At 45.7% G+C, this 16,793-nt stretch carries 11 protein-coding genes and 1 tRNA gene; 9 read left to right on the top strand and 3 right to left on the bottom strand.

Annotated features, from left to right (window positions below):
• The first annotated feature begins 23 nt into the window (after nucleotides 1-23).
• The 3 genes from FSB75_RS06660 to FSB75_RS06670 are packed head-to-tail and all read left to right on the top strand — an operon-like array spanning nucleotide 24 to nucleotide 5,716.
• Complete coding sequence (locus FSB75_RS06660; protein WP_172623080.1) at nucleotides 24-3,221, top strand: SusC/RagA family TonB-linked outer membrane protein; 3,198 nt, start codon at nucleotides 24-26, stop codon at nucleotides 3,219-3,221.
• Between the two features lie 32 nt (nucleotides 3,222-3,253).
• On the top strand, nucleotides 3,254-4,918 hold the full coding sequence (locus FSB75_RS06665; protein ID WP_146784592.1) for a SusD/RagB family nutrient-binding outer membrane lipoprotein: 1,665 nt from the start codon (nucleotides 3,254-3,256) through the stop codon (nucleotides 4,916-4,918).
• A 21-nt stretch (nucleotides 4,919-4,939) separates the two neighbouring features.
• Nucleotides 4,940-5,716: a DUF4397 domain-containing protein gene (locus FSB75_RS06670; RefSeq protein WP_146784595.1), complete on the top strand. Its 777-nt coding sequence runs from the start codon at nucleotides 4,940-4,942 to the stop codon at nucleotides 5,714-5,716.
• A 71-nt stretch (nucleotides 5,717-5,787) separates the two neighbouring features.
• Here the strand turns inward: FSB75_RS06670 and FSB75_RS06675 are convergent, their stop codons facing one another.
• Nucleotides 5,788-7,272: a nucleoside recognition domain-containing protein gene (locus tag FSB75_RS06675; protein WP_146784598.1), complete on the bottom strand. Its 1,485-nt coding sequence runs from the start codon at nucleotides 7,270-7,272 to the stop codon at nucleotides 5,788-5,790.
• A gap of 117 nt (nucleotides 7,273-7,389) precedes the next feature.
• On the opposite strand from FSB75_RS06675, the gene FSB75_RS06680 reads away from it, so the two are divergent.
• Nucleotides 7,390-8,595, top strand: coding sequence for a rhodanese-like domain-containing protein (locus FSB75_RS06680; RefSeq protein WP_146784601.1), 1,206 nt, complete (start codon nucleotides 7,390-7,392; stop codon nucleotides 8,593-8,595).
• Between the two features lie 114 nt (nucleotides 8,596-8,709).
• Nucleotides 8,710-9,807 carry a redox-regulated ATPase YchF gene (gene ychF / locus FSB75_RS06685; protein WP_146784604.1) on the top strand — a complete coding sequence of 366 codons (1,098 nt, stop codon included), beginning with the start codon at nucleotides 8,710-8,712 and terminating at the stop codon, nucleotides 9,805-9,807.
• 135 nt (nucleotides 9,808-9,942) lie between these two features.
• Here the strand turns inward: ychF and FSB75_RS06690 are convergent.
• Nucleotides 9,943-10,016: transfer RNA gene (locus FSB75_RS06690), tRNA-His, on the bottom strand.
• A 194-nt stretch (nucleotides 10,017-10,210) separates the two neighbouring features.
• Between FSB75_RS06690 and FSB75_RS06695 the strand changes: the two genes are divergently transcribed.
• The 4 genes from FSB75_RS06695 to FSB75_RS06710 all read left to right on the top strand — a co-directional run bounded on the left by FSB75_RS06695 (nucleotide 10,211) and on the right by FSB75_RS06710 (nucleotide 16,077).
• Complete coding sequence (locus FSB75_RS06695) at nucleotides 10,211-12,856, top strand: TonB-dependent receptor (RefSeq protein ID WP_146784607.1); 2,646 nt, start codon at nucleotides 10,211-10,213, stop codon at nucleotides 12,854-12,856.
• Between the two features lie 70 nt (nucleotides 12,857-12,926).
• A complete protein-coding gene (locus FSB75_RS06700) occupies nucleotides 12,927-13,880 on the top strand; it encodes a Gfo/Idh/MocA family protein (RefSeq protein WP_146784610.1) in 954 nt (317 codons plus the stop codon).
• The gene (locus FSB75_RS06705; RefSeq protein WP_227990806.1) at nucleotides 13,877-14,965 is read left to right on the top strand and encodes a glycosyltransferase; all 1,089 of its coding nucleotides are present in this window, start codon (nucleotides 13,877-13,879) and stop codon (nucleotides 14,963-14,965) included. The genes FSB75_RS06700 and FSB75_RS06705 overlap by 4 nt, the downstream gene beginning before the upstream one ends.
• Entirely contained in the window at nucleotides 14,962-16,077 is a 1,116-nt protein-coding gene (locus FSB75_RS06710) for a glycosyltransferase (RefSeq protein WP_146784612.1), read from the top strand. The genes FSB75_RS06705 and FSB75_RS06710 overlap by 4 nt, the downstream gene beginning before the upstream one ends.
• On the opposite strand, the gene FSB75_RS06715 is transcribed toward FSB75_RS06710, so the two are convergent.
• Complete coding sequence (locus FSB75_RS06715) at nucleotides 16,061-16,747, bottom strand: cell division ATP-binding protein FtsE (protein WP_146784615.1); 687 nt, start codon at nucleotides 16,745-16,747, stop codon at nucleotides 16,061-16,063. The two genes, FSB75_RS06710 and FSB75_RS06715, sit on opposite strands and share 17 nt — an antisense overlap.
• Between the last annotated feature and the right edge of the window lie 46 nt (nucleotides 16,748-16,793).

Below are 16,793 nucleotides of genomic sequence, written 5' to 3' on the forward strand. Positions count from 1 at the left end.
TATGTATGAGAAAATTTCGCTTTTTGACACTTCTGCTTGGAGTGTTATTTTACTTTTCCGGTCATTCGCAGGATCGGACCGTAACCGGCAAGGTGGCCGGTGAAGACAACAAACCCCTGGTAGGTGTAACCGTTACCGTAAAAGGAACCAAACGTTCAACCACTACAGATGCCAGCGGCAATTTCAGCATCGTTGCGCACCCGGGCGATGTTTTGCAATTTAGTTCCATTGGAAGGAAACCAAGTGAGATTACCTTGCAAAACAGCTCTACCGTTGATCTCATCATGAATTCGAAAGACAACGTGATGAACGAGGTCGTGGTAACGGCAATGGATCAGCGCCGCAACCCACGAGAATTGGGCTATTCTATACAAACAGTAAAAGGCGCGGACGTTGCACAAACACAAAGGGAAAATTTTGTAAATGCCTTGCAAGGCCGCGTAGCGGGATTAACAGTAACGCCGACAACAGGCGCTGCCGGTGCTTCCAGCGGCATTATTTTGAGAGGCTATAACACAATCTCAGGAACCAACCAGCCTCTGTTTGTAGTAGATGGTATCATAGTGGACAATAGCACTTTGAATTCAAATTCACAGGGCGGCAGCGGCATTGGTCTCGCTTCTGACTTACCAAACAGGAACAATGACTACACAAACCGCATTGCGGATATCAATCCAAATGACATTGAAGCCATCACCGTATTAAAAGGCCCCGAGGCCACGGCCTTATACGGCAGCCAGGCAAGTAACGGCGCCATTGTGATCACGACAAAAAAAGCGAGAGGTACAAGCGGCAGAGTGCTTGTGAATTACGATAACAATTTTCGCCTGCAGAAGATTACCCGCTTTGCGCAGTTAAACAACGACTACGGTCCCGGCCCCAATAACGGTATTCCCACTGCCCCACCCTTGTTAGGACAGTTTACTTCTTTCGGGCCGGTTTGGAAAGCGGGTACGCAGCTTTATGACAATCTTCATCATTTCTTCCAAACCGGTTTTTCGCAAACGCACAACCTTGGTTTGGAATTTGGAACCAAAAATGTTGGCTTCCGTGTATCGGGACAGTATTTCGATAGCAAAGGTGTCATTCCCAACAACACCTACACCAAATACAATTTCAAAATTTCCAACAACACAAAAATTGGAAAGTACATTACCATTACGCCATCGGTTGCCTACACCAATTCAAAAAATGTGAAGCCGTTAAAGGGCACATCAGGCAGCGGTGGTTACTTGCTTGATTTATATTCCTGGCCCGCCAATAATGACATCCGGAATTACCAGGATGCCAATGGATCGAAGTTGGTGACGTTTACCAAAACGAATTTCAACAGCGATTACGACAATCCGATATGGAGCTCTTATAACAACGTCAGCGGCGACAAAACACAGCGCTTGATTTCAACGCTTGGTGTTGACATCAACCCTTTCTCTTGGCTGGCCGTTGCCGGACGCTTTGGTTATGATACGTACAAAACCGATGGTTATCTTTTTGAACATCCGCAATCTTTTGTACTAACATCTGCAACCGGTGGCCTGCTTGATAATTATTACAGAAAATACAAAGGCTATAACCACACCATTACCGCTACCGCCAAAAAGAATTTCGGCGGCTTTTCTACCAGGCTGATGGTTGGTACGATGTGGCAGGATTTTGAAACACAACAGTTTGGCATTGTTGGCACACACATCGTTGATTCCACATCATATACTTCTTCTTATGGTTCGCTCTATAAGAATGGAAATCCTTACACCGGCGGATTCAATCCATGGGATAGCAGCATTACGCTGCCCGGATCAAGAACACGCCTGTTGAGAAATTATTTCAATTTACCCAACCTTGTTATTTTAAGAGAGCTCGCCTACTTTGCCGAAGCATCCATCGGGTATAAAGACGTTGCTTTCTTTACTTATTCTCATCGTTGGGAGTCAGCTTCTCCTATCCCGGCGGCAAACAGAAATTATCATTTCCCCGGCGCAAGTTTGAGCCTCATTGTATCCGACATCTTTCCAAAAGCTTTGAAAGGATACGTGGTCAATTATTGGAAACTCAGGGGTTCGCTGGCTAACACAGCAAGGCTGAATGATCCTTATTCCAACCAATCGGTTTTTGTGAACAATCAGAGCAGTTCTGCCATACCCGGCTTCACGTATGGGTTTACAAATGCCAACGAACTTTTGCGTCCGGAACGCCAAAAAACATTTGAGATTGGTACGGAATTAAGACTATTAAACAGCTCCATTACAATGGAAGCGGCTTACTACAATACGCTGTGTACTGATCAAATTAGTCAGGGATACAGAGCCAGCTATGCAACAGGATATATTCTGAACACGACAAACGCATCGTCGCTGCGTAACCAGGGTATTGAATTGACGCTCAACTTAACACCGGTTCAAAAAAGGGACTTGAGTTGGAACGTTATGTTCAACTTCAACCACATGTGGAGCAAGGTGTTGACACTGCCTGAGTCGATCGGTCTTTTAAACGACTATTATAATTCCGATACATACATCTCCAATGTGAGAGGTGGCTTGATCCGTGGCCATTCAACCGGCACTATAACAGGTTCAATGTATTCGAGAAATACCTTCGGTCAAATCATTGTTGATCGTACAACAGGCTTGCCTGTTATCGTTGCAGGCAACTCTCTGATTGGCGACCGTACGCCAAACTTCACCTTGGGTACATTAAACTCTTTCCGCTACAAAAACTGGAACCTGAGCTTTTTATGGGACTTAAGACAGGGCGGCGATATTTATAATGGAACTGACCAGGTACTTACCGGCTTAGGTAAAAGTGCCCGCACAGCCAATCGCACCACACCAATTATTGTAAACGGTGTATTGAATGATGGTTTGCAGAACACTGCCAACCCAACAAAGAATAACATCGTCATTACTCCATATTTCCTAAGTTCTTATTACACGAGTTTGCCGGATGAGGAATATATTGAAAAAGACATTCACTGGTTGCGTTTAAGAGACATTACGTTAAGCTATCGTTTGTCTGATAAACTTGCACGCGGTATAAAAGGTTTGTCAGGTCTCAGTGTTTTTGTTACCGGAAATGACTTGGTTATGTTTACGAATTATCACGGTGCAGATCCTGCTGTTAATTCTAACAACCCCGGTACCGGCGGCATAGGTGGTTACGGCCTTGATCTGGGAAGCGCACCAACTCCTTTAAGTCTAAGCTTTGGCTTAAAGGCTAATTTTTAATCAAACATGACAATTGATAAATAATAATTTTTATGCGAAATAAATTTTTAAAATCGTTCCTTTTTCTTGGAGGTTTTGTGATTCTATGTAACACATCCTGCAAGAAAAAAATTGACGACGCTTATTTAAACCCGAATGCCGCCGTTGTTGAACCCATTGAAAGCATTTTACCCGGCGTCATTGGTAGTTTCACGGCTTTCTACTCATCTGCGGGCACAGGCTATGGTGTACAAGCCGATGGCATCTTGCTTGGCCGCTACATCCAATATTGGGGTACTACGACAAACGGCGAGTTATACGGCCAAATGGGTTGGCCGGTGGGAACCAGCAGCGACAATACCGGTTCTGTCTGGGCGGCGGTTTATTATGGCCAGGGACAAAACGTAAACAAAATTATCCGCTGGGGCACCGAGCAGGAAAAATGGGATTATGTTGGTGTGGGCTGGGCCATTCGTGCCTGGGGTTGGCTTGAACTGACGAACGAATACAGTGATGCCCCGTTGAAAGAAGCTTTCAACACCAGCCTTTCACAATTTCACTACGATACGCAACCCGAGTTTTATGACAGTTGCCGCGCCATTTGCTTCCGCGCCTTGAGTTTTTTAAACCGTACAGACGGAAACGTAAGCAAAGCAAACCTGGCTATCGGCGATGCTTATTTCTACGGCGGCGATGTAAACAAGTGGAAGAAATTTGTCTATGGCATTCTTGCCCGTTCGTACATTGATCTTAGCAACAAGACGCTTTACCAAACAAACAGCTATGGCGATTCTGCCATAAAGTATGCAAGTTTGGCAATGACCACCAACGATGATAACGCAATGGTGAAGGTTTCGGGTGGATTAACGTCGGCTGTAAACAATTACTTCGGTCCTTTCCGGGGAAACATCGGCACTCTCCGCCAGTCTGCATACATTGCCGACCTGATGTCAGGCAGAAACGACAGCGCCTTCAAAGGCGTAAGCGATCCAAGAGCCTGGTATATTCTGCGCGAAAATCAAAACAATACGTTCAAAGGGTTCACGCCCTGGCTGGGAACTTCAGGATTGCCAACTGCTGATTATCCAAAGAATTTCTGGGGCAATCCAACGCCATCCTCTACTGCCGGTTCTACACCCGACAGCAGCCGCTATGTTTATCAAAATACCAGCCCTTGGCCAATGATGACGGCCTCTGAAATGCAGTTCATTATTGCGGAAGCGCAACTGAGAAAAGGCAACCGTGCAGCAGCATTGACGGCTTACACAAACGGCATCAGCCTGAACTTTGACATGCTGACTACTACTTACCCGCAAAATATACCAGCGGAAAGAATCATCACACCGGCAGTTAAAGCGGCTTATTTAGCCAATACAGCGGCTGTCCCCGATGCAAGCACTTTGACTCTCTCCCACATCATGCTCCAAAAATATATTGCCTTGTATGCCTGGGGTGTGCAGCAAACCTGGGTGGATATGCGCAAGTTTCATTACGTTGACCTTGACCCAACGAGCGTCGGCACGCCAAAGCAAGTATATGCGGGCTTTGCCCCTCCAAGCGGCATTAACCTGTATGCAACAAATTATGGAAAATACGTTTACAGGAACAGGCCACGTTACAATTCGGAATACCTGTACGATGTTCCAGAATTAACCCGCATCGGCGCTTATCAAAATTTGGACTACAACACATACGAAATGTGGTTCTCGATGAAATGATTGACTTAAAATAATTGAAAGATGAAAAAAAATATTGTTCTTACAATACTTACGCTGGCTGCGATGACCACATGGCTCTTGTCGTGTAAAACCGACCTTGAATTAAAGGCACCTGTTTCGCTTACCGGCGGCTATGCTTATTTAAAAGTGGCGGATTATGCTACCTCCTTCCGGCAGGTAGTTAATAAAAGCGACAGCTTCAATGTCTATGTCGGAAATTCAAAGATCAACGGATCGTTTTTGACCTACGGTTCCATTTATCCCACGGTAACAAATATGTATTCTGCCGTACCTCCGGGGCCACAGACAATACGGATTACCGTTAACGGTGTAACCACGCCCGATTCGGTAACCATTGCCACGTTTACAAAAACGTTTACTGCCGGAAACTACTATAGCTTGCTGCTTACGGATTCATTACTGAATTCAAATGATGCAAAGCAGATTTTCGTGCAGGATAACTTTACACCGGTTGATACCTCGCATTACAGCATTCGGTTTGCACATTTAATCATGAACGACAGTGCCGGTAAAAACGTAGATGTTTACTCAACACGTCAGGCGGCAAATTTATTTAGCAACGTTAGTCCGGGTACGGTGACTCCGTTTACAGTGCAGAACTACACACAGCTTTCCGATACGTTAATCGTACGGCGTGCTGGCGGTTCGCTTGAACTGGCAAGGATAAACACAGCAGTTTTGGCCCGTCAGCGGGCTTATACCCTTGTTTATAGGGGCGTGCCAAACACAACAACCGGTACGAAAGGAAGGTCATTAATTATTCAGACAAATTATTAATATAATGACCTCAATAAAAAAGCCGCTCGTTTGTGAGCGGCTTTTTTATTTATAAGCTTTGGCAAAAGCGTCTATCCAAAAAATAAATAACAGAGCAACACCGAAACGATGATGCCTACCAGGTCAGCCAACAACATAGCGCCAACGGCATAACGTGTATTCTTAATATTCACCGCGCCAAAGTAAACGGCAATCACGTAAAACGTGGTATCGGAAGAACCTTGTAAAATGCAGGCAAGCCTTCCCACAAACGAATCGGGGCCAAAGGTTTTCATTGTGTCAATCATCATGCCCCTTGCCCCGCTGCCGCTCAACGGCCTGATTAAAGCAGTGGGCAAGCCGTCAACAAATCTTGTATCGGCGCCAAAGGCTGCAAATAAGTTTTTTACCACATTAATAACCACGTCAAAGCTTCCGCTGGTACGCAACATGCTGATGGCAACCAACATGCCCACGAGATAAGGTATGATGCGAACGGCCGTGTCGAAGCCACCCTTTGCGCCATTGATAAACGCATCGAACACGTCAATTTTTTTGTACACGCCGGCAATGACAATCAGAAATAAAATCAGGAGCAAAACACCGTTGCCGATGACGGCAGAAACGACCTGTACACGTTCCGCATTCAACGATGTGAGATAAAGAACGAGCAGAGTAATGAGTGCCGACAGTCCGCCCACCCAGGCAAGTATCACCGGCTGAAAAACGTTGATCTTTTGTTTGAACGAAACAATGAACATCGCGGCCAGCGTTGCGGCAAACGTCGCAATCATGCAAGGAACGAAAATATCGGTTGGGTTGCCGGCTTTCAACGCGGCTCTTGCCGCAATGATGGCAACCGGAATTAAGGAGAAGCCCGATGCGTGCAAGCACAGGAACATGATCTGTGCGTTGGTTGCGGTTTCTTTGTTCGTGTTCAATTCCTGCAAGCTTTCCATCGCCTTCAGGCCAAAAGGCGTAGCGGCATTGTCGAGGCCCAAAAGATTGGCGGAAAAATTCATCATCATATGGCCGTATGCCGGATGGCCTTTGGGCACGCCGGGAAACAAGCGGCTGAAAAAAGGACCGATGATGCGCGACAAAAAACGAATGCCGCCGGCTCTTTCAGCAATGGACATAAAGCCCATGAACAAAGCCATAAAACCAATCAGGCCGATGCTGATGTTAACGGCGGATTTACAGGTTTCGATGATGCCATCAACCGGCTTTGCGCCAATGGCGCGAACGTAGTTGTAGGTGTAAACCGTTACGTCGGGAACAACCTTCTTTAAGGCTTTTACGGTATCGGAAAAAGGATCATTGGTAATGATATAGCGAAAATCTTTTGCCGAATCTTTTTTGACAAAGCCAAAAGGCTTAACGGTATTTACAAAAGCGTCCCGTGATGCTTTTGTCGTGTCGCGGTCGTAGCCGGTGAGGACATAGGGATAGGTTTCGTCGGCCTTGCCCACGACCATGCGGTTAAAAATCGTTTCGTTGCCGTACACCAACCATTGAAAGGCGGCAACGCCAATTGCAATGATGACAAAAGCCGACCAAATTCTGCTTAAGGCCATAGAAGTACTTTAATGCTGTCTGTAAATTTCAGACCGAAGAAAATTCATCTGCATCCATTCATCAAATTAAAATTTGGATAAAAGCGGATTGCCTAAATTTAATGACAACCATCTTGTATGAAACACTTGTTTGCCGCCGCGTTTTGCTTTTCGGTTTTTGCCGGCCATGCGCAGTTCAAAGCCGACAACGTAAGATACAAAACCGTTTTTCCCGAAGACCTTTGCCAAACACTTAAGGCCAATCCCGGCTACGTTCTGCTTGACGTGCGCAGCGACGGTGAATACAACGATACCTTGTCCATGTCGCCTTCGTTAAACATTGGTCACCTGCAAAACGCACAGCACATTGACATCCGGCAATTGCCAGCAAGATGGAAAGAATTAACGGCTTACAAAGACCAGCCGCTTTTCATTTATTGTTCGCACAGCCAGCGCAGCCGCAGGGCATCGCGGCTTTTGGCCGACAGCGGCTTCACAAAAGTTTACAACATCAACGGCGGGCTGACCAATTTCTATGCACAGGGAATTCAGTCATTGCCCTGCTCCAATTACACAATTGTAACAAACGTTCCGTATAAAATTGTTTCGGCAAAACAATTGGCAAGCAACAAGGAGAATTATTACATCATTGACCTTCGAAGTGACTCTGTGTTCAACGGAAAAACAGCAAACGAAAGAATTAAGATGGAGGGCCGCTTTGTCAATGCCGTAAACATTCCTTTTGAAAATTTTGGAAAGGCCTTAAGCCTCTATCCCGATAAAAAAATTTTGCTGGTAGATGATTACGGCGACAAAAGCCCGCTGGCGGCAAAAATGCTTCTCGACAAAGGATTTAAAAACGTGAGCATTTTGTTCAACGGCATGGATGCCTGGCTTGACTACGCGACGAACGCAACGGAAAAACCTTCTGTTAAATGGACAAGTTTTAGCAAAGTAACTTTGCTTTCTCCCGACGAATTCAGCAAATGGACAGACGGGAACAAAAGCTTTACGCTGATTGACGTTCGCCCCAAAGATCAATTCAACAACGGGTCAAAAAGTTACTGGCAAAATATCGGGCAAATTAAGAACGCGGTTAACGTTCCCGTGTCCGAGTTTCCGGCCCCGGCTTCGCTTCCGGACAAATCCACACCGGTAGTGGTTTACGGCTTTAACAGCGAGAACGAAATCTTCGGTACGGCGCAATGGTTCAAAAGCCAGGGCTACAGAAACGTGTATGTTTTGCAAGGCGGTATCTGGAACCTTCGTTGGGCTTCGCACAACCTGAAAAACAAATCACGCCTGAACAATTTGGTCGTAAACGTTCCGGCCGAAAACGAATAGATTTTCACAAAAACGCCATAGCCCTTTGTCCTATATTTGCCGCCATTTTTCAACAGGCAACGGGCAAACCTTCAATTTGCAAATTGCTTGTTGCTCATTGCAAATTGAATTAAGATGGCATTACAAGCAGGTATCGTTGGACTTCCGAACGTGGGCAAATCAACACTATTTAACGCGGTCAGCAACAGCGCCAAAGCGCAGGCGAGCAACTACCGTTTTTGCACCATTGATCCAAACGTGGGTTTGGTAGATGTGCCCGATGCAAGGCTGAACAAACTTGCGGAACTGGTGCAGCCGAACCGGATCGTTCCCACCCAAATTGAAATTGTGGACATTGCCGGCCTCGTTCGCGGCGCCAGCAAAGGCGAAGGCCTGGGCAATAAATTTTTGGGCAACATTCGCGAGGTGGACGCCATCATTCACGTGGTTCGCTGCTTTGAAGACGAAAACGTTTTGCGCGAAGAAGGCGCTATCAATCCCGTTAGCGACAAAGAAATTATTGATACGGAACTCCAGTTGAAAGATTTGGAAAGCATTGAAAAGAAAAAAAGCCGTTTGGAAAAAACAGCAAAGTTCGATGTGAAAGCCAAAGCCGAATTAGACGTATTGCAGCGCTGCAAAGCGCACCTTGAACAAGGCAAAAGCATTCGCGAACTGAATTTGAGCAAGGAAGAATTGGCCGCCCTTGCCGATTTGTTCTTACTTACATCAAAGCCTGTTTTGTACGTGGCCAATGTCGACGAGGCCAGTATGCACACCGGAAACAAATTTTCGCAGGCATTGCAAGAGGCGGTGAGAGGAGAAGATGCGCAAGTGGTTGTTATGAACAACAACATTGAAGCGCAAATTTCCGAAATGGAACATGCCGACGACAAGCAAATGTTCATGGAAGAATACGGCATGAAAGAACCGGCGCTCGACCGTTTGATCCATTCGGCTTACAAACTTTTAAACCTTCAAACTTACTTCACAGCCGGTGTGCAAGAAGTTCGTGCATGGACGATTCACGAAGGCTGGAAAGCGCCGCAGGCAGCCAGTGTTATTCACACCGATTTTGAAAAAGGCTTCATCAAAGCCGAAGTGATTTCTTACGATGATTTTGTGAAATACGGTTCCGAGGCCGCTGCCCGTGAAGCGGGCCGCTTGCGCATTGAAGGCAAAGAATACGTAGTGAAAGACGGCGACGTGATGCACTTCCGGTTTAATGTATAAAGCTTGTTATTTACCTATAAAAAGGCGCAATCAAAAGTTGATTGCGCCTTTTTTTTATAAGCTCACTTCCCGATTTATAAAGTGCCAAATAAAATTGAAAGCAAACAAAAACTCCCGCATTCCTGCGGGAGTTTGGGTGGCCAACCGGGTTCGAACCGGCGACCCCTAGAACCACAATCTAGTGCTCTAACCAGCTGAGCTATGGCCACCATAATCAGCGCAAAAATAAAGATTCAGGAAATACAAAAAGCGGTTGAAAGAAATTTATTCGAAGCAATGTTTTCGTGTTTGTACCGGGCCATCACCATTGTTATTCCTCCTTATTTAAAGGTTAAATATGGTTAACGGAGGAAAGCCTCCCGTCCCGGTAGACGTACCTTTGCGCACGTTTTAATAACAGCACATGAAGAAGATTTTTACAGTATCCTGTCTGCTTTTTTCCATTCTTTTTGTTTCGGCGCAAATGCCCGGTGGTGGCTTTAACCGTGGTGGCGCCAATGGGGGCCAAATGCCAACCGGACGCTTTTACGGAAAAGTCATTGATCCGTCAAACAAAGGAATTGAAGCAGCTTCGGTAACACTGGTAACAAACAAGATGGACACCGCCACAAAAAAGATGAAAGAAGTCATCGTGAGCGGAATGCTTACCACAAAGTCAGGTGATTTCAGCCTCGAAAACATTCCGCTTTTTGGACGCTATACTCTCCGCATCAGCGGCATTGGTTTTAAAACCTACGAAAAACCCGTAGCCTTTGACATGCCGAACCGCGATGCCATGAGCAGCGGCGACATGACGGCAGCGTTGGGAGCTTTGGATAAAGATCTGGGCAACATTAAAGTACAGGTGGATGAAAAACTTTTGAGCACGGTTACCGTAACGGCTTCCCGCCCGATGATGACTTTGGGCATTGACCGCAAAATTTTCAACGTAGACAGAAACATTACATCAGCCGGCGGTACAGCCGTTGACATCATGCGCAACGTGCCTTCGCTGAACGTGGACATTGACGGCAACGTAACACTTCGCAATACTGCGCCAACCATTTTTGTTGACGGCCGCCCCACGACCTTAACCCTTGATCAAATTCCTGCTGATGCTATCGAAAGTGTAGAAGTGATCACAAACCCTTCGGCCAAATTCGATGCGTCTGGCGGCACAGCCGGCATCCTGAATATTGTGATGAAGAAAAACCGCCGCGTGGGTTACAGTGGCAATCTTCGTGCAAACCTTGACTCTCGTGCAAAATTTGGTTTGGGCGGCGACCTGAATGTGCGGCAGGATAAAATCAATCTCTTCGGTAGTGGAATGTTTATGCAGCGCAAAAGCAACAGCACCGGCTATACGGATCGTTACACGTCGCTCCCCGGCACGTCGCATAGCTTTCAACAAGACCACAACACCGGTGGTGGACAATTTGGTTTTGTTCGCGGCGGCTTTGATTATTTCATGGACATCCGCAACACCTTTACGGTTAGCGGCAGCTACGTGCACGGCAAAATGTCGCCCGAAAACCGCAGCGACATCCGCATTGATTCCTTTGCAAAAAATAGGGCGGGATTGGATTCTACAACCTATACCGAATACCAGCAACGCCTTTCAAATTCAACCTTTGAATTCCGCAACAAAGGCGCACAGCTTAGCTACAAGCACAACTTCCCCCAAACGGGTCACGAGTTGACAGCAGACGCCACATACAACAAAAGCAACAACGAAAACAACGGCCTGATTACGACTGATTATTTTAACGCGGCCATGCAGCCCTTTCGCAATCGCTATAATCAAACGCAGTACGGCGCAGGCACAAACGAAAACCTCACCGTGCAAACGGATTACTCAAATCCTATTACCACAAACTCAAAATTGGAAGCCGGTGCCCGTGTGCAGATCCGCAACGTGAACAGCGAGAACACCATCCAGATTGCGGGCAAAAACAACAGCACGATTTACAACAGTACCGACAAAGTTTATGCGGCTTATACTACGTTTAGCAACCGCATTAAAAACTTCGGCTACCAGGCAGGTTTGCGTGTGGAGAGTTCGAATTATGAAGGCGTTTTGCCAACAAAAGGCAACGAAACCTTCAACATCAAGTTCCCCATTAGCCTTTTCCCAAGTTTGTTCCTGAGTCAAAAATTAAACGAGAGCGACGAATTGCAGTTTAATTACAGCCGCCGCATCAACCGGCCCGGCTTCTTTCAACTCTTTCCGTTCACGGATTATTCCGATTCGCTGAACATCAGCCGCGGCAACCCGAACCTTAAACCGGAGTTTACCAATTCGCTGGAACTTTCTTATTCAAAAACCTTCAAGAACCGCGACAACTTTTTGGCCTCGCTTTACTTCAAGCACACCAACAATTTGATCACCCGCATTCAGGCTTTGGAAGCCGATACGGTTTTGAAGAAAACAATTCCCGTCAACACCTTTCAAAACGCAAACAATTCTTACGTCACCGGTTTGGAATTAACAAGCCGCAACAAGGTGACGAAGTTTTGGGACCTCACAACCAATTTCAATTTGTTTACCGCAAAGATTGACCTAACCGATCAACCCGACCCGGACCAGATTGTGAGCTATTTCTTTAAGGTGAACAACTCGTTCAAATTGCCGAAGAATTTCTCGCTTCAACTTTCGGGCGACTATCAATCGAAAATCATTTCCTCGCCCGGCGGCCGCGGAACCGGCGGAGGCGGCGGCGGCTTTATGGGCGGCGGTGGAGGCGGTGGCTTCTTCGGCGGTTCACAATCAGCAGCGCAAGGCTTTATTCGTCCGAACTACGGCGTGGATGCGGCCATTCGTTTTGAGTTCCTGAAAAACAAAGTGGCTTCGCTTTCGCTGAATGTAAACGACATTTTCCGCACACGGGTTTTCGACCAGCACACAGAAACATCTTTCTTTGTGCAGGATGCGCAGCGCCGCAGAGACCCGCAGGTTTTCCGTCTCAATTTCAACTACCGTTTTGGTAAGTTTGATGTTTCGTTGTTCAAGCGCAAAAACACCAAAGCAGATAACAACGTGGACATGAACGGCGGCAATCCGAACTTCTAAACTTATTAACCGAAAGGCTACAAAGCCCCGCAATTGCGGGGCTTTGTTTTTAACGCCTATTTTTGACGCCATGAAAAAATTTGCCATCGTTGGCGGTACAGAGCTTGCAAAGGTTCACGCGAAAAACATTCAACGAAAAGGAAAACTTGTTGCGGTTTGTAGTACGGATGAATGGGGAACCGAAGCCTTGGGAATTGAATACAGCGCCAAAGCTTACTACTCGTTTGATGAGATGCTGGCAACGGAGAAAGAAATTGATATTGTCGTTGTTTGTTCCGCTGTTGGCTTTCATGCAGAACACATCATTAAATCTTTGCAAGCCGGAAAAGACGTGCTGTGCGAAAGCCCGTTGTGTTTAACAAAAGCAGCAGCCTGGCAAATTATCGAAACAGAAAAATATTGCAGGCGAAGGGTGTATTTGATTCAAACACCGAGTTTTTTTTCGCCTTTCAAACGTTTTGGTAACGATGGTTGGAAAAAAAACATTGAAAAGGCTCGAAGTTTTCAGGTTGATTGCACGATGAGTTTACCGATAGGATTTCTTTCAGGTATAAACGGCCAAAAGTTTCCAGGAGGCGGCCTTTTATATAAACCATTTGGTTTAGTCATTGACCTATTGCTTTCGCTTTTTGGTGAGATAAAAACGACCGAAGGCTTCTTAACGTTTCCAGATGATAAAACCTCCGACAGCGTTGAAGACGCCGGTGTTGCGGTTATAAAGATGCACAGCGGAGTTGTTGGAACGTTTCATTGGTCAACGTTAACTACTAATCGCCGAAGCCTAACAATTATCATCGGAAACAATATCTTGGAAATCGATATTGAGGAACCAGAACTACTCCGGATGCAAGCGCATCGCCAGTATAATATTGCCACAATAGAAGGACTCATGGCAAGGCTTTACAAAGAAGTGTACGATGATTTATCAAAAGCTTTGCGCGGCAAGGACATAAACTTTCCGACTGCAATCGACGGCGCCAAAACCGTAGAAGCCATTGAAAACATTTACAAAGCCCTCCGTTGAAGCAGATTTATTTCACCGTTACCAACGACCTGACTTATGACCAACGGATGCAGCGAATTTGCACCTCGTTAAGCAATGGGGGTTATCAAATAACGTTGGTCGGCCGAAAGTTGAAGTCTTCGGTTCCGTTGCAACGAAAGCCTTACGCACAAAAACGGCTTCGCTGTTTTTTCAACAAAGGCTTTCTGTTTTACAGCGAATACAACCTGCGGCTTTTCTTTTTTCTACTTGCAAAAAAAATGGACGCCGTTTGCGCCATTGACCTTGACACCGTTTTGCCTTGTTACTTTGTTTCGCTTCTTCGAAAGAAAAAAAAGGTTTACGATGCGCATGAATTGTTCTGCGAAATGAAAGAAGTGGTTAGCCGTCCGCAAGTTCACAAACTTTGGAAGGCCGTTGAAAAATTTTGCGTACCAAAGTTTGCGCAAGGCTACACTGTAAACGCTAACATTCGCGACATTTTGAAAGAAGAATACGGCGTGCATTACGAGGTGATCAAAAACGTGCCGCTGCTGCAAGAAAAACCGCCGCCTGCACAACCAGAAAATTTCATTTTGTACCAGGGCGCGGTTAACGAAGGGCGAAGTTTTGAAACCCTGATTCCCGCTTTTCAGTGGATAAACGTTCCGTTCTTTATTTACGGCGATGGAAATTTTCTATCGCAGGCAAAAGTTCTTATAAAAGAAAACAAGCTGGAAGAAAAAATATTTTTGAAAGGTAAAGCCGAACCGGGTGAATTAAAAAAGATTACGCCGCATGCTTTGCTCGGCATCAGTGTGTTTGAGAACAAAGGCAAAAGCAATTACTATTCACTGGCCAACCGCTTTTTCGATTACATGCACGCCGGCGTGCCGCAGTTGTGTGTTGACTATCCCGCTTATAGGGAAATAAACGATGAATACAAAGTGGCTGTTCTCACAAACGACCTTTCTTCACCATCATTGGCAGAAAAAATAAACGCCGTGATTCACGACGAAGCGCTGATGGATGAACTTCGACAAAATTGTATCCGTGCCCGTGAAAAGTTCAATTGGCAGGCAGAAGAAAAAATTTTGCTTCAATTTTATCAACACTTGTTTGCTTGACTAATCATTTACACATCGTTTGCCTTGATGCACCCTCGCCACCCGATTACGGCGGCGCTATTGACATGTTCTACAAAATCAAAGCGCTGGCGCAAACGGGCAAAAAAATCATTCTTCATTATTTTAATTACAATGCTTCAAGAAGCGCAAAAGGTCTTGAAGAAGATTGCGAAGCCGTTTACGCCTATAAACGAAAATCCTTTTTTAACGCATTGCCTCTCTCTCAACCCTTCATCGTTCAATCAAGAATCAGCAAGGATTTGATTGCGAGGCTCAACAAAGACAAACACCCAATTTTACTGGAAGGCTTGCATTGTTCGGGCATCGTTCCTTTCCTTAACAATCCTAAACGCGTTGTGTTGCGAATGCACAACGATGAAGCAGCCTATTATCACCATCTTGCCAAAACAGAAAAGAATCTTTTAAAGCGCCGTTACTTCCTGCAAGAAAGCAGGCTGCTGAAAACTTATCAAAAAACACTCGACAAACAAATTTCTCTTGCCTGCCTTTCCGAAACAGACATGGAAACCTTTAAAACAGCCTACGGTTTTCAAAAAACGACTTTCATTCCCTGCTTTCTTCCCTGGCAAAAACTTTCCATCAAAGAAGGAAAAGGCGATTACTGTTTGTATCACGGCAACCTGCTTGTTTCGGAAAACGAAGAAGCGGCGCTCTGGTTAATGCAGGAAGTTTTTAGCAAGATTGATGTGCCGCTTGTAATTGCTGGAAAAAACATTTCAAAAAAACTATTGAAGGCAGCGACTAACTACAAAAATATTGAGTTGGTGAACAAACCAACGATAAACGAAATTGAAAGCCTCGTTCAGGCCGCACACATAAATGTGTTGCCTTCGATGAACAATACCGGCGTGAAATTAAAGCTGCTGAATGCCTTGCTGAACGGACGCCATTGCATCACCAATTACAACGGCGTTAAAGGCAGCCGTATTAAAGAAGGAATTAGCGTTGAAGAAGAACCGGAACAATGGGCAGAGCAAATCAACCGCCTGATGCAACGCTCTTTTACTGCGCAAGACGTTGCTGCTCGAAAAACAGTTTTAAGTCTTTACAACAACATGCAGAATGCGGAAAAACTTAATGCACTATGGTAGCGTTGTCAATCACACGGCCGGCTTCGGTTTTCACCATGCGGGCCGGGTATTTTTGAATCACAATGTAGTCGTGCGTAGCCATTACTACTGATGTTCCGTAATCCCGCGCAATGTGTATGAGAAGGTTCATGATCTCGTCCGAAGTTTCTGGATCAAGGTTACCGGTAGGTTCGTCCGCTAAAATTAATTTCGGAGAATTGAGCAAGGCCCGCGCAATGTCCACACGCTGTTGCTCGCCGCCGCTCATCTCGTAAGTCATTTTAAATCCTTTCGATTTCAATCCCACTTTGTCCAGCACGTCGGCGATTTTTTCGTTCATCAGTTTTTCATCTTTCCAGCCAGTGGCACGCAAAACAAACTTGAGGTTGTCGTTCACGTTGCGGTCGGTTAGCAATTGAAAATCCTGAAACACCACGCCCAAATTGCGGCGCAGGTAAGGCACGGTCTTCCACGTTATTTTTCGCAAATCATAACCCACTACGCTGGCTTGTCCCTGTTTAAGCGGCAACTCGCCGTACATCGTTTTCAACAGGCTTGATTTTCCCGTTCCCGTCTTGCCAACAAGGTAAACAAACTCGCCTTTCTGCACTTGCAGGTTTACGTTCTGCAACACCAAATTATCGCCCTGGTAAATGTTTGCGTCCTGTATCTCAATGATGGTTTCCGCCATTCCAATTTTATTTGGTGCAAAATAAAAAAGAAACGACGAGGGCAAG

The sequence above is a fragment of the Flavisolibacter ginsenosidimutans genome, assembly GCF_007970805.1.
In the GTDB taxonomy this organism is placed as follows: Bacteria; Bacteroidota; Bacteroidia; order Chitinophagales; family Chitinophagaceae; genus Flavisolibacter; species Flavisolibacter ginsenosidimutans.